The following is a 14,199-nucleotide window of genomic DNA, read 5'->3' as shown; positions in this document are numbered from 1 at the left end:
CTAAGAGTCAATAAATTGGTCTGCCGGGTCCAAATTCTCCTGCCCAGCCCCGGCTTCAAAGTCCGGCACCTTCACTGATCGGCCATGCCCGGGAAGGGGCGGCGCGGACGATCGATAGCTATGCCCTGTGGGGGTGCTGATTTCCAGGGTGTGGACGTCGTCGGGCAACCGCCGTGCCGCCCAGCCCGGATTTTCCTTGGTGTGGTTGCACGCTTCGCAAAGCCCTGCACCGTTGGTCACGGTAGTGGTGCCACCTGCATGCCACGGGACGACGTGATCGATGTGCCTAATGGGCGCGTCGCAATAGGGCGTGCGGCAGGTGTCGTCTCGGACTTCGATGAAACGCCTCAACCTCGGCGGGAAGATTCGCGCCTTGGAGTCCATGGTGATGAGCTCACCCGTGGACGGCGCTGTATAGAGGCGGCGAAGCCACACAGTGAAGTCTGGATCCTGCGTTGGCGCTGGATTTCCGCCCGTCGCAGGCAGCCCCGTCTCACGGGCTTCGTCCACTGCAGCCCCTCCGGCGCCAACCAAGGCTCTTGCCCACTCCGCCGGAACTATCCCATAGCCCTTCAGCCGCGCCGGTTCACTATCCCCCCGCAACAGCGTGCGGTCCGTCATAATGACCTCGAGGTCGACTCCGCTGATTCCGCCGCGCCTGCCGGTAACGCGTTCGACGAGGGTGTCTGCCATGATTTGGCCCCTGTTCCGTGATTCACCAGAGGAACGTACAGAGTCCGCCTTCCGGGTGAGCGCAGCATAAACGGCAACCCCTTGGGCGACAGGAATCAGGGCGGTCAAATACGTCATGGCGTCCGGCGCAGGGCGCAGGCTGACCGTCCGTTCGGTGGCAGCGTGACGGGCACGCTGGGCAACGGTACGGGGATCGCGCCGATACGCGGCGGCTTTCGCTGCGGCGATGATGGCTTTGTCACCCACACCGTCGAAGGTGCCGGCGTCAGGTGCGAGTTCCTCGTCCACGGCGCGCCGATCTTCCAAGGACAGGCAGGCCGTCTCTTTCACGAGCAAGGTGGCGCGCCATTCATTGAGCTGGCCGGATTCCAGCGCAGCCATGGTGCGCGGCATCTCTTTCACCAACGTTTTCCCCAGCCCGAGGAATCGTGAGCCGCGGCTTGGTGATTCGCGACGCGCCAACGCGATCTGCACCCCTGCGCCCTGACCCTGCTCGGCCACGGGAATGCCGGCCGACGCTTGCTCGCGGCACTGCGCGAGCTCGAAGGCTACGGCTGCCCGGGCCTGGACACTGGCAATGGCCGATTTCAGGTCCTCCAAACCACGCAGTTGATCAATCAGCTCACCGCTGGTCAACCCAAGGCGAAGAGCCCGCAAGATCCCCATGAGAGCGGAGATACCGGGCACGGAGCCGTCCGGTTGAGCCCCCATCAGGAGGGCACGTGAATCCATATCAATCGCTTGCCGCTCCCGAATCTTCTCCATGGCCCAACCCTTCCAGTGGGCTGCGGCGCCCATAAGGCCGGAATCTCCCTATGTGGAAAACCTGGGCCAAACTACCGCAGGCCGGCGCCTGTTCAGAGCGTCAGCTTCATGCCTTCATGGCTCGCTACAAAGCCGAGCCGCTCGTAGAAACGGTGCGCGGCTGTACGGGATTTGTCGGTGGTGAGCTGCACCAGGGAGCAACCCCGCTCCCGCGCCTGCTCAACTGCCCATTCGATCATCAGCGCACCAACACCTCGGCCACGCAGTACGTCGGACACCCGAACCGCCTCGATCTGGGCACGCCAGGAACCCTTGCGGGACAAGCCGGGCAGGTAACTGATTTGGAACGTGGCCACCACATCACCCTCGAGCTCACCGACCACCAGGAAGTGGGCCGGGTCGGCGTCGATCGCGTCAAAAGCCTGCTGGTACGGCACTAAATCGTCAGCGTTTTCGCGGGTGGCACCCAACTGGTCATCCGCGAGCAGCGCGAGGATCCGCGGCAGGTCGGCCTTGGTGGCGCGTCGAAGGCTGAAGGTTCCAGGCCCGACGTCGGCAGTCATCAGAGTGGGCGCGGTACCAAATTCTGCAGTCACCACCCCAGCATGCCATTTTGGCCAGAACTCAGTATTGCTAAGTACCGGTACTTAGTTCTACTATGTAGTGGTAGCTAGTAATACTGAGTACTAAAGGAGGTGTCCAATGGGCAAGCAGATGACGGAGATGCTCAAAGGCACGCTGGAGGGCATTGTGCTGGCCCTCCTGACCGGAAAGGCAGCGTATGGATACGAGATCACCACGTTGCTCCGGGAGCAGGGCTTCACCGAGATTGCTGAGGGCACCGTGTATGCGCTGCTGGTCAGGATCGAACAAAAGGGGCTGGTGGACGTTGAAAAGCGGCCTTCTGAAAAGGGGCCACCCCGCAAGGTGTACACGCTCAACCCCCAGGGCCAAAAAGAACTGAACGAATTCTGGAACACCTGGAGCTTCTTGTCCGAACGGCTTGAACAGCTCCGCAAGGAAGGAAATTAACATGGCAGCAAAATGGATCGAACTGGTCACCGGATCACTCGAGCAGAAGAAGCAGTACAAGCAAGCCAAGGCGCGGTTGGATTCCCTGCCCGAGCCCTACCTGACCGTGGCCACCGCCTTCAACCGGTACTTGATGTACTACGGCGGCGTCACTGAGGGCGACACCATGGTTCAGATGTTTACGGACCTCGCAGACCTTTGGGAACGCGCCGCAATCGACGGCACGCCCGTGAGCGACATCGTAGGCGAAGACCCTATCGAATTCGCTGAAAGCTTTGCTCAGGCCTATGGCGGCAAGCGCTGGATCGACAAGGAACGCGAGCGCCTCACCAAGGCAATCGACAAAGCGAAGGAGGCGGGATTATGACCGCTGCAGCAATCCGGGTGGAGGGCATTGAGAAGTCGTACAAGGATCTCCACGTCCTGCGCGGAGTGGACTTCGAGGTAGCGTCGGGCAGTATTTTTGCCCTTCTCGGCTCGAATGGCGCCGGCAAGACCACCATGGTGAAGATCCTGTCCACGCTGCTCACAGCGGATGGTGGGCAGGCCGCCGTCGAAGGCTTTGATGTTGCAACGGAGTCTCTCAAGGTGAGGCAGTCCATCAGCCTCACGGGACAGTTCGCCGCAGTGGATGAGGTCCTGTCCGGCAAGGAGAACCTCATCCTGGTGGCGAAGCTGCGCCACCTGAAGGACCCGGGTCAGATCGCGGATGAGCTCCTGGCCCGGTTCAGCCTCACCGACGCCGGGGCACGCAAGGTAGCGACCTACTCAGGCGGCATGCGCCGCCGGCTGGACATCGCCATGAGCCTGATCGGCAACCCCAAAGTGATCTTCCTGGACGAGCCGACCACGGGCCTCGATCCGGAGGCGCGGCTTGAGGTGTGGCAGATCGTCAAGAACCTCGCCCATCTGGGGACCACGGTCCTGCTGACGACGCAATACCTCGATGAGGCCGAGCAACTGGCAGACCGGATCGCCATCCTTCATGAGGGCCGCATCATCGCCAACGGCACGCTGGCAGAGCTCAAGCAGCTCTTGCCGCCGGCCAAGATCGAATACGTCGAGAAGCAACCGAGCCTGGAGGACATTTTCCTGACGCTGGTTGGCACCGGCAACGGCTCCCAAAAGACTGGTAACGAGTCAGTAAAGGACAGGTCATGAATACCCATTTCTTCGCAGACACGTCCGTGCTGCTGGGGCGTTCCATGCGGCACATCTTCCGTAGCGTGGACACCATCATCACCACGGCCATCACACCGATCGCCCTCATGCTGCTGTTCGTCTATGTTTTTGGCGGCGCCATCAAGACCGGCACGGAAAACTACGTCAACTACCTGCTGCCCGGCATCATGCTGATCGCCATCGCTTCCGGCATCGCCTATACGGCAGTCCGATTGTTCACGGATATGCAAAGTGGCATCTTTGAGCGGTTCCAGTCCATGCCGATTGCGCGCTCCTCGGTTCTCTGGGCACATGTGCTGACGTCCTTGGTGGCCAACGGACTTTCGTTGGTGATCATTGTGCTGGTGGCACTCCTCATGGGGTTCCGAACGTCGGCCAACGTGCTTGATTGGCTGGCCATCGCGGGAATCCTGGCGCTGTTTACCCTGGCACTGACGTGGATCGCCATCATTGCGGGTCTCTCGGCAAAGTCGGTGGATGGTGCCGGCGGGTTCTCCTACCCGTTGATCTTCCTGCCATTCATCAGCTCGGCCTTCGTTCCGACGGAGACCATGTCGGGCCCGGTCCGTTGGTTCGCAGAGAACCAACCGGTCACCTCCATTGTGAACACCATCCAGGATCTCTTCGCGCAGCGTCCGGTGGGCGGCGATATCTGGGTAGCCCTCGCATGGTGCCTGGGGATCCTCATCGTCTCCTACGCCTTCGCCACCGCAGCCTACAAGCGCCGGATCGCCTAGTCAGCGCAGCATCAGAAGCAGCGCCAAACCACGGCCTAAGCTCCTCTTTCCCACAAGAGGAGCTTTCGCCATGCAGACCGATTCGCCATTAGTCCGGCATTAGCTATAGCTTTATCGAACAGATTTGTAACGGCCGTCACTATTATGGCGGGTCCTTCGAAGGGTTCTTGAACTAATGTCCGACCAGACAACACAGGGGCAGCTCCGCGCCTCCAGCAGGGACAGCGAGCCCCATCTGTCACGCTCGCTCAGCAACCGCCACATCCAACTCCTGGCCATCGGCGGCGCCATCGGAACCGGCCTCTTCATGGGCTCCGGAAAAACCATTTCCGTCGCCGGGCCCTCCGTGATCTTCGTGTACATGATCATCGGCTTCATGCTCTTCTTCGTCATGCGGGCCATGGGACAGTTGCTGCTTTCCAACCTGAACTACAAGTCCTTCAGCGACTTCGCAGGGGACCTCCTGGGACCCTGGGCCGGCTTCTTCACCGGCTGGACCTACTGGTTCTGCTGGGTAGTCACCGGCGTGGCAGACGTCATCGCGATTGCGGGCTACGCCAACGAACTCTGGCCGGGAATCCAACTCTGGATCCCGGGCATCGCCACCATCATCATCCTGCTCCTCCTGAACCTGCCCACCGTTAAGGCATTCGGTGAGACCGAATTCTGGTTCGCCCTCATCAAGATCGTCGCCATCGTGGCACTGATCGTGGTTGGCCTGGTGATGATCTTCACGGGCTTCCAGTCGAACGCAGGAACGGCGAGCTTCACCAATCTCTGGAGCCACGGCGGCTTCTTCCCCAAGGAATTCATGGGCTTCGTGGCCGGTTTCCAGATCGCCGTCTTCGCCTTCGTCGGCATCGAACTTGTTGGCACGGCAGCAGCCGAAACCAAGAACCCTGAGCACAACCTCCCCCGCGCCATCAACGCCATCCCCCTGCGCGTCATGCTCTTCTACGTAGGCGCGCTCATCATCCTCATGTCCGTCACCCCGTGGACCGAGTTCAAGGCCGGCCAGAGCCCGTTCATCGCCATGTTCTCCTTGGCCGGCTTGGGAATGGCCGCCACGGTGGTCAACCTCGTTGTGCTCACCTCTGCCATGTCATCTGCCAACTCGGGCATCTACTCGACGTCCCGCATGGTGTACGGCCTGGCCAACGACGGCGACGCACCCAAGCTCTTCGGCCGGCTCTCCAGCCGCAAAGTACCCCAGAACGCGCTGTTCCTCTCCTGCGTCCTGCTGCTGGCCGGCGTCGCGCTTCTCTACGCAGGCAAGGACGTCGGCGTCGCGTTCGACATGGTGACCACCGTGTCCGCCGTCTGCTTCATGTTCGTGTGGTCCATCATCCTGGCCAGCTACCTCGTGTACCGCAAACGCCGCCCCGAGCAGCATGCGGCCTCGCCCTTCAAGATGCCCGGCGGCATCCCCATGGTGTGGGTGGTCTTCGCATTCTTCGCGTTCCTCGTCTGGGCGCTGACCACGCAGCCGGACACGCTCACGGCACTGCTGGTGACGCCCATCTGGTTCGCCATCCTCGGCGTCGCCTACGCTGTGGTCCGCAGGACGCCCCTCCACCAGGCCCGCGTGGCCGAATGGAAAGCCATGTCCGAGGCCGAAACTGCGGCAGCGCGCTGATTCTTAACACGCGATAACAAACAGAGCCCGACGTCGGCACCCAGCCTGGGTGCCGACGTCGGGCTCTTCTTGCTGCAGGGACAGCAAAGCGTCAGGCGAAGTACACGCCGATCCGATTGCCGTCGATTTCCTCGATGCGGATGTCGATGTCGTAAACGTCGTGCAGCATCCCGGCGCGCATGATGTCCGAAGGCGTGCCCTGATGGATGAGCCGGCCGTCCTTCATGGCCAGGATGGTGTCCGAGTAGCAGGACGCGAAGTTGATGTCGTGCACCACCAGGACGATGGTCTTTCCGAGCTCGTCGGCCAAACGCCGGAGCAGCCGCATCATTTCCACGGAGTGCTTCATGTCCAGGTTGTTGAGCGGTTCATCGAGCAGCAAATATTCGGTGTCCTGCGCCAGGACCATCGCGATGTACGCGCGCTGACGCTGACCGCCGGAGAGCTCATCCACGAACTTATCGGCCATGGTCGTCAGATCCAGCTGCCGGATGGCCTCGTCCACGTGCTCAAGATCCTCCACCGTGGGCCGGCCGCCGCTGTGTGGGAAGCGGCCAAAAGCCACGAGGTCACGGACGGTGAGCCGCATGGTCAGGTGGTTTTCCTGCCGCAGGATGGCCATGGTCTTGGCCAGTTCCTTGCTGGGCGTCGCTGTGACATCCAAGCCGGCCACCGACACTCCCCCGCCGTCCATGGGCTGGAGGCGGCTGATCAAGGAGAGCAACGTGGACTTGCCCGCCCCGTTGGGGCCGATGATGGACGTGATGCCGCCACGCGGGATCTCGCAGGTGACGTCGTCCAGCACGGTGGTGCCGCCGTAGCGCTTGGTCACGTTCCGGACGGTAATCATGGACAGACGCCAATCATTTCAGTGAGCCTTTCAGCAACAGGTACAGGAAGAGGATGCCGCCGGTGAACTCGATGATCACGCTGAGGGCAGTGGCGAAACCGAACACGCGTTCCAGCAGCAACTGGCCACCTACCAAGGCGATGGCACCGATGAGGACCACGATCGGCAGCAGCCAGGCATGCCGGAAACCGCGGCACAACTGGTAGCCGAGGCTGACCACCAGGAGCCCGAAGAACGTCACCGGCCCAACCAAGGCGGTGGAAATTGCCACCAGCAGCGAGCACGCGAGCAGCACCCGCATCACCACGCGCTTGTGGTCGACGCCCACGTTGATGGCCACTTCCCGACCCAGCGCCAGCACGTCCAGCGTGTGCCGCATCCGCCACACCCCAACCCACACCACGGCAATCAGCACCGCAGAAACACCCAGCAGGCCGGGATCCACATTGTTGAAGCTGGCAAAGAACAGGTCCTGCAGGATGATGAATTCGCTGGGTTCCATCAGCCGCTGCAAGAGCGAGGAAAAGCCACGGAACAGTGTCCCCAGGACGATCCCCACCAACAACAGCAAATGCAGTGATCGCGTGGCGCCGGTGAACATCCAGCGGTACAAGAACGCGCTGAACCCCACCATCAGCAGGATCTCCAGCCCGAACTTCAGCGTGGACGGCGCAGTGGCCAGCGTCGCCGCACCGGCCACGAACGCCAGCGCGGTTTGCACCAGGATGTACAGCGAATCGAAGCCCATGATGGACGGCGTCAGGATCCGGTTGGCCGTCACGGTCTGGAACAACAGCGTGGAGACGCCCACCGCCACGGCCACCAGCAGCATCGCGGACACCTTGATGACCCGCCGCGGCAGGATGTAGGCGATATTGCCTTTGAGGTCGATGGTCAGGAAAACGGCAACGAGTACGACGGCGGCAATCGCCAACACGGCGATCACCAGTCCCGGCGGGGTGCTGCGGATGGCGTCGCGCCAACGGGTGCGGGCGGAGAGACGGGGTGCGCTCAGGAGTGTTTCAGGCATTGCGTTTCCTCAACAGCAGGAAGAGGAACAGGATGGCGCCCAGCACGGACATGACCATGCCCACCGGCACTTCGTAGGGGAACCGGATGGTCCGGCCAATGATGTCGCACACCAGCACGAACGCTGCTCCGAACAAAGCGGTCCACGGCACAGCACGGCGGAGGTTGTCGCCGAACAACAAAGAAACGATGTTCGGAACTACCAAGCCGAGGAACGGCACGGCACCCACCGTGGTAACCACAACAGCCGAGATCAACGAGACGATCATCAGCCCCAGCCGCATGGTGCGCGCGTAGTTCAGGCCGAGGTTGGTGGTGAAGTCCTGGCCCATTCCGGCCACGGTGAAGCGGTCGGCAGCAAAGAGGCCCACCAACACCAGGACTGCCACGATCCACAGCAGTTCATACCGCCCGCGGAGCACGCCGGAGAAGTCGCCGATCATCCAGTTGCTCAGGGTCTGGAGGAGATCAAAGCGATAGGCGAAGAACGTGGTGACGGCAGCGATGATGCCACCCAGCATGATGCCTACCAGCGGGATGAGCAGGGTGTTGCGGGCGGGGAGCCTGCGGAGAATGGCCAGGAAAAGGGCCGTACCCAGGACTGCGAACACAGAAGCCACCAGCATTTTGGTGAGAATCGGAGAGTCCGGAGCCAGCACAGTGACCACCAGGATTCCGAGAGTGGCCGACTCCACGGTGCCCACGGTGGATGGCTCAACAAAGCGGTTCCGGGCCATGAGCTGCATGATCAACCCGGCAACGGCGACCGCCATTCCGGCCAGGACCACAGCCACGGTGCGCGGCACCCGGGAGACCCAGAAGATTTCCCAGGCGCCGGCGTCGTTCGCCACAAGGGCGGGCAGCGAAACGTCGCTGACGCCCACAAATATGCTGCCCACGGCGATCACCAGCACCACGGCGGCAGCCGCAACCAGACGGGCGGTTTCGCCAGTCCGGTTGCGGCTTGCTGCTGCCGTGGGGCGCACGGCTGTAGTTGTCACGTCAGGATTTCAGGTGAAGCGGAAGGTCAGGCGACCGAGTCGGCCACTGCCGTGACCATGGCCTGGACGTTGTTCAGGCCGTAGCCCACGATGTACCAGCCGGCGGGATCGAGGTTGACGATCTTGTTGTTCTTCGCGGCGTTGGTGGACTTCACGAGCTCGTTGTCCAGGATGGGGTTGGCGGTGGAGCCTGCCGTGCCGATCGCGGTGTCGCGGTTGATGACGTAGAGGATGTCCGGGTTGGTTTCCTTGATGTACTCGAAGGAAACGGCCTCGCCGTGGGAGCCTTCGGCCTTGACGTCGGCAGCAGTGGGGACGCCCAGGACGTCATGGATGATGCCGAAGCGAGAGCCTGCGCCGTACGCGGTAACTTCGCCGCCGGAGGTGAGGACGATCAGGCCCGTGCCGGCCGAGGCGGCCTTGGTCTTGGTGTCCGCGACGATCTTGTCCACCTCTGCAAGCTTGGAAGCGACGTCGTCTTCCTTCTTGAAGATCTTGCCGAGCTTCTCGGTCTGGGCCTTGAAGCTTTCCATGGGCTTGGCCGCATCAACGGAGAGGTCGATGGTGGGGGCGATCTTGCTCAGTTCCTCGTATGCGCCGGCGGTGCGGCCGGAGACGATGATGAGGTCCGGGGCTGCGGAGCTGACGGCTTCGAAGTCCGGCTCCTTGAGTGAACCCATCTTGGCGTACTTTGCGTCGGAGAACTTCTTGAGGGCCTCCGGGTAGCTGGCCTCGGGAACACCGGTGGGCTCGACGCCGAGCGCGTTCATGGTGTCCAGAACGCCCAGATCGAACGTGACAACCTTGGCCGGGTTCACCGGAACGTTGGAGGTTGACCCCTGGGCGTGCTCGATGGTGATGGTGCTGGCTTCCTCGGGCTGCGAAGACGCCGTTGCCCCGCCTCCACAGGCCGTAACGGTCAGCAAGGCAGCGCCTGCAGCCAGTGCCCCGATGTAGCTCGACAGCCTCTTTTTCACGCCTGTACTCCACTCACTAATAAGTCATAGATGTGTTGCCTAATTGCCATAGACTCTATTAGTAAGGTGAGGCTAACTTCAAAACCGAAAGGCTCTCCAGCGGATATTTGTGACTGAAGTCACGCTTTATTCTCCCGCCGGAGAGCCTTTGTTACTTTCGGATGGCGCCTACGCTTCGGCTTGCCGGTCCTCCACGAGCTTCTGGACAGCCGCGAAGAGCGGGTGCGACGGCGTCAGTTCAGTAATGCGCTCGACGACGGCAGCCGCGTCCAGCTCGGACAGCAAGGAGGCGAGCTCCACGGCTTCGTCATCGTTGCCGTCGTCGAAACGCAGCGCTGCGGACATCGCCTCAAGGAGGGCCACTGGAGTGACGCCGCGCTCGGCCAATTCCGCGGCAGGACCAACAAAACGCTCGTGCCTGCTGAGCTTCCGCAACGGCGCCCGGCCCACCCGGTTTACGGTGTCCGGCAGATGCGGGTTGGTGAAGCGGGACAGGATCTTCTGCACATACGCTTCCTGCTCCGCCTCCACGAATCCGTGCTTGGCCACCAGCAATTCCTTGGTTTCCTCCAAGACAGCCCGTACCTTTGCAGCGACGGACGAATCCGCCATGGCATCGGAGATCTTCTCCAAGCCTGCTTGATAACCGAAGTACGCCGCCGAAGCGTGGCCGGTGTTCACCGTGAAGAGCTTGCGTTCGATGTACGGGCCCAGCTCGTCCACAAACGTGGCTCCGGGAATGGTTGGCACCTTGTCACCAAACGGCGTGCGGTCAATGACCCACTCATAGAAGGTCTCCACCGTGACGTCCAGGCCCTGGCCGGGAGCCTGGTTGGGGACAATGCGGTCCACCGCCGTGTTGGCAAAAACCGCGATGGCGTCCAAATCACCTGCGGAAGTGTCCCAAGCCGACACGATTGCCGTGTGCAGGAGGTCCGTGGCGTTGATGGCATTCTCGCAAGCCATCACGTGCAGAGGCGGCAGGTCCGTGGGACGGGCCGCCAGCCCCCGGGCGATCACCGGCGCCACGAACTTCAGGATGTGCGGCCCCACCGCCGTGGTGACCACATCCGCCGTCGAGATTTCCTCTACAACAGCGGCTTCCTGCGACGCGGAGTTGAAAGCGCGGAAACCAGTGACGGTCTTGACCGCCGGGCTCTCGCCTACCTCGTGGACGTCGTAGCTGCTTGCCGATGCGAGCTGGCTGATCAGCGCGTCCGCGACATCCGCGAACACCACCTCATAGCCGGCCTCGTGAAGCAGCAGCCCCACGAAGCCGCGCCCGATGTTTCCTGCCCCAAAATGGACTGCCTTCACTATGCATTGACCTTTCTGAACAGCTCCAGGACCTCGTCAACCGTGGTGGCCTCCTCCAACTGGGCAACTTGTGCCTTGTTGGTGAAGATCTTGGCTATGGAGGACAGGATGTGGAGGTGCTCATTGTTGAGGCCGGCCACGCCGACCACGAACTTCACTTGCTTGCCGCCCCAGTCGATGCCCTCCGGGTAGCGGATGATGGACACGGCCGAGTGGTTGATGTGTTCCTTGGCATCGTTGGTGCCGTGCGGGATCGCCAGGAAGCTGCCCATGTAGGTGGACACGGATTCCTCGCGCTCGTGCATGGCGTGGACGTAGCTGACATCCACGGCACCGCGGTCCAGCAGGAGCTTTCCGGCCTCGTCGATCGCTGCGTCACGCTCGGTTGCCGTGCCGTTCAGGATCACGCTTTCGCGAAGCAGGACACCTTTGCCTTCGGCGGCTTGACCGTCTGTTGCCTGAGCGCCTGCGGCGGGTGCCGGCTCAGCGGTGTGCGCACCGTGGCCGGCGGCTGCTGTGGGGGCAGCCGCGGCGGGCTGCGCACCGGAGGCGGGCTCCGCCGTCGTGCCTGTTTCAGATGCGGCGCCTTCGCTGTTGCTGATCCGCACCAGTTCAACGATCTCTTCGTACTTGGGACTGTTCATGAAGTTGTCCACCGAGTAGTGCACTGCGCTGGACGTGCGCGGCTGGGCGCGTTCGGTCAGGTCCTGGTGCGTGACCACCACATCAAAGGTGTCGTTGAGGTTGGCGATGGCCGAGTTGGTGACCTTGACCTCCGGGAAGCCGGCAGCCTTGATCTTGTTGCGGAGGACCGAGGCACCCATGGCACTGGAACCCATGCCGGCGTCGCAGGCGAACACGATGTTCCGGACCGGGCGGGTGAGCACGGTCCCGGGCTGGGCGCCGCTGGTGCCTGCCTGGTCGCCGGTCAGTGCGGAGGAGACGGAGCTCTTCTTGCCCTTCATGGCTTCCATGCGGGAGGTGGCTGCGGAGAGATCGTCGTCGCCCTTGTTCTTGGACGTTCGCAGGATGACCGCGGCAATCAGGAAGGAAACGGCGGTGGCCAGGACGACCGCGAGAATCACGCCCACATAGCTGTCACGGGACGTCTGGGCCAGCACCGCGATGATGGAACCCGGCGCGGCAGGAGCAACGAGGCCGGAGTTGGTGATGGCCATGGTGGCGATGCCGGCCATGCCGCCGCCGATCGCGGCGAGGATCAGGATGGGCTTCATCAGGACGTACGGGAAGTAGATCTCGTGGATGCCACCAAGGAAGTGGATGATCGCTGCCCCGGGAGCCGAAGCCCTGGCCGCACCACGGCCGAAGAACATGTACGCGAGGAGGATGCCGAGGCCCGGGCCCGGGTTGGCTTCCAGCAGGAACAGGATGGACTTGCCCTGTTCCAGGGACTGCTGAATACCCAGCGGAGTCAGCACGCCGTGGTTGATGGCGTTGTTGAGGAAGAGGACCTTGGCCGGCTCGATGAAGATGCTGGTCAGTGGCAGCAGGCCGTTGTTGACCAGGAACCCGACCACTGCACCGGCGCCGTCAGTGAAGCGCTGAACCACCCAGGAAAGGCCGTAGAAGCCACCCAAAGCCAACAGCGCACCCCAGATACCCGCGGAGAAGTTGTTCACCAGCATTTCGAAACCGGGGCGGATCTTGCCGTCCCACAGGGCGTCGATCTTCTTCATGGTCCAGGCACCCAGCGGGCCCATGATCATGGCGCCGATGAACATTGGCGCATCCGTACCTGCGATGACGCCCATGGTCGCGATGGCGCCCACCACACCGCCGCGGACGTCATAGACCATGCGGCCGCCCGTGTAGGCAATCAGGATCGGAAGGAGGTACGTGACCATGGGGCCAACGATGCCGACGTTGGGATCACCCTCGGCGTTGGTACCGAACCCACCCAGCTCAGCGACTGGAATCCAGCCCTTCTCGATGAAGAGGGCCGTGATGAGGCCCCAGGCGATGAAGGCGCCGATGTTGGGCATAATCATGCCGGACAGGAAGGTGCCGAACTTCTGAACACCAACGCGCACGCTGGTGCGGGGCTTCGCAACTGTCTCTGTTGCCATGTGAATTCCTAACGTGTGTCCCGCGGCGGCGCGGGGTCAGTCGATATAGATCGAGAGAGCGCAGCCTTAGGAGCTGCTGGAAATACGGTGAAGCCATTCAAGGAAGAGCTTCAGTTCAGAGCTGGAAAGTTGGTCCGAATGCGAGGCCTGCAGTGCCGCATTCAGGGCGATTGCCGCAACAACCACTGACGACTTACCGGAGTCGTCCGCTGCGGCGCCACGGGCGGTGTCCGTGGAGACGGCAAAAATCATGGAATCCCGGGTCATCGTTGAGAGCTCGAGGTTCCTTTCTTCCACCGGTTCTGCGATCAGCATGAGCGTGACGCCCACGTTGGCCGCGAGGATGCTGCGGGCCGCTTCGCGGGGCGGCACGTTGATCTGACCGGAAATTGCGGCCTTGTTCAGCATTTCCTCCAGAAGCGCTTCGGCATCGGCCACGATGGCTGGACGGCTCTCCGGCCTGATGTTGCCGAACATCACCAGATACAGATGTGGCTGGCTCAGCCCGAACTGGACGTGGTTGTCCCACATCCGCCTGACATCTTCCAAAGGCTCCCCGGACGGTGCAAAATCCCGCTCCCCCGCCACATACTCTTCAAATCCGGCTGATACGACGGCGTCGAACAAGCCTTCTTTGTCGCCAAAGTGGTGGTAGAGCGTTGGCGCCGTGACCCCGGCAAGCTTGGTGATCTGGCGCGTTGAGACCGCTGACCCCTCCGAATTCGCCAGCAACTCGGCAGCTGCGCGAAGCAACCGAATTTTAGGCGGAAGCTGGTCATCGAAACTCATAACCGCTACCCTAGCACCTATAGCGTTGCTATATGAAGTGGCTCACAAAGGAATTTTGTAGGCTAGTTTTCGAGGCTCCCGGTGCCGTCGCCGGCGGGCCTGAA

Annotated in this window: 14 protein-coding genes; 5 read left to right on the top strand and 9 right to left on the bottom strand. The window is 62.1% G+C overall.

From position 1 onward, the window contains the following. Nucleotides 1–1,458 (bottom strand): HNH endonuclease, encoded by a 1,458-nt coding sequence (locus tag ACIQLI_RS19005; protein WP_400391196.1) that lies wholly within the window; start codon nt 1,456–1,458, stop codon nt 1–3. Nucleotides 1,459–1,550: 92 nt separating this feature from the next. Continuing rightward, nucleotides 1,551–2,021, bottom strand: coding sequence for a GNAT family N-acetyltransferase (locus tag ACIQLI_RS19000; RefSeq protein ID WP_400391278.1), 471 nt, complete (start codon nt 2,019–2,021; stop codon nt 1,551–1,553). A gap of 139 nt (nt 2,022–2,160) precedes the next feature. Between ACIQLI_RS19000 and ACIQLI_RS18995 the strand changes: the two genes are divergently transcribed. From ACIQLI_RS18995 to cycA, 5 genes are all read left to right on the top strand, one after another. Next, entirely contained in the window at nt 2,161–2,490 is a 330-nt protein-coding gene (locus ACIQLI_RS18995; protein ID WP_089596554.1) for a PadR family transcriptional regulator, read from the top strand. 1 nt (nt 2,491) lies between these two features. Next, nucleotides 2,492–2,857, top strand: a complete 366-nt coding sequence (locus tag ACIQLI_RS18990; RefSeq protein WP_354232510.1) for a DUF1048 domain-containing protein — start codon at nt 2,492–2,494, stop codon at nt 2,855–2,857. Further along, entirely contained in the window at nt 2,854–3,651 is a 798-nt protein-coding gene (locus ACIQLI_RS18985; protein WP_400391191.1) for an ABC transporter ATP-binding protein, read from the top strand. The genes ACIQLI_RS18990 and ACIQLI_RS18985 overlap by 4 nt, the downstream gene beginning before the upstream one ends. Beyond that, nucleotides 3,648–4,409: an ABC transporter permease gene (locus tag ACIQLI_RS18980; protein ID WP_400391190.1), complete on the top strand. Its 762-nt coding sequence runs from the start codon at nt 3,648–3,650 to the stop codon at nt 4,407–4,409. The genes ACIQLI_RS18985 and ACIQLI_RS18980 overlap by 4 nt, the downstream gene beginning before the upstream one ends. Before the next feature lie 175 nt (nt 4,410–4,584). Then, a complete protein-coding gene (cycA, locus tag ACIQLI_RS18975; protein WP_089596558.1) occupies nt 4,585–6,045 on the top strand; it encodes a D-serine/D-alanine/glycine transporter in 1,461 nt (486 codons plus the stop codon). A gap of 91 nt (nt 6,046–6,136) precedes the next feature. Here the strand turns inward: cycA and ACIQLI_RS18970 are convergent, their stop codons facing one another. From ACIQLI_RS18970 to ACIQLI_RS18940, 7 genes are all read right to left on the bottom strand, one after another. Continuing rightward, the gene (locus ACIQLI_RS18970; protein ID WP_400391187.1) at nt 6,137–6,895 is read right to left on the bottom strand and encodes an ABC transporter ATP-binding protein; all 759 of its coding nucleotides are present in this window, start codon (nt 6,893–6,895) and stop codon (nt 6,137–6,139) included. 13 nt (nt 6,896–6,908) lie between these two features. Further along, nucleotides 6,909–7,925, bottom strand: coding sequence for an iron chelate uptake ABC transporter family permease subunit (locus ACIQLI_RS18965; RefSeq protein WP_400391184.1), 1,017 nt, complete (start codon nt 7,923–7,925; stop codon nt 6,909–6,911). Further along, nucleotides 7,918–8,925: an ABC transporter permease gene (locus tag ACIQLI_RS18960; protein ID WP_354232516.1), complete on the bottom strand. Its 1,008-nt coding sequence runs from the start codon at nt 8,923–8,925 to the stop codon at nt 7,918–7,920. The genes ACIQLI_RS18965 and ACIQLI_RS18960 overlap by 8 nt, the downstream gene beginning before the upstream one ends. 26 nt (nt 8,926–8,951) lie before the next feature. Next, nucleotides 8,952–9,902: a siderophore ABC transporter substrate-binding protein gene (locus ACIQLI_RS18955; RefSeq protein WP_400391181.1), complete on the bottom strand. Its 951-nt coding sequence runs from the start codon at nt 9,900–9,902 to the stop codon at nt 8,952–8,954. A 168-nt stretch (nt 9,903–10,070) separates the two neighbouring features. Beyond that, nucleotides 10,071–11,219 carry a mannitol-1-phosphate 5-dehydrogenase gene (locus ACIQLI_RS18950; RefSeq protein WP_354232518.1) on the bottom strand — a complete coding sequence of 383 codons (1,149 nt, stop codon included), beginning with the start codon at nt 11,217–11,219 and terminating at the stop codon, nt 10,071–10,073. Continuing rightward, nucleotides 11,219–13,306, bottom strand: coding sequence for a PTS mannitol transporter subunit IICBA (locus ACIQLI_RS18945; protein WP_400391178.1), 2,088 nt, complete (start codon nt 13,304–13,306; stop codon nt 11,219–11,221). Before ACIQLI_RS18945 ends, ACIQLI_RS18950 begins: the two co-directional genes overlap by 1 nt. A gap of 66 nt (nt 13,307–13,372) precedes the next feature. After that, nucleotides 13,373–14,095: a TetR/AcrR family transcriptional regulator gene (locus tag ACIQLI_RS18940; protein ID WP_014923084.1), complete on the bottom strand. Its 723-nt coding sequence runs from the start codon at nt 14,093–14,095 to the stop codon at nt 13,373–13,375. Nucleotides 14,096–14,199: the final 104 nt, after the last annotated feature.

Source organism: Paenarthrobacter sp. NPDC091669 (assembly GCF_044756725.1).
Classification (GTDB): domain Bacteria; phylum Actinomycetota; class Actinomycetes; order Actinomycetales; family Micrococcaceae; genus Arthrobacter; species Arthrobacter bambusae_C.
Note: the sequence above shows the minus strand (reverse complement) of the source record. Positions and strands in the feature narration are given on the sequence as shown.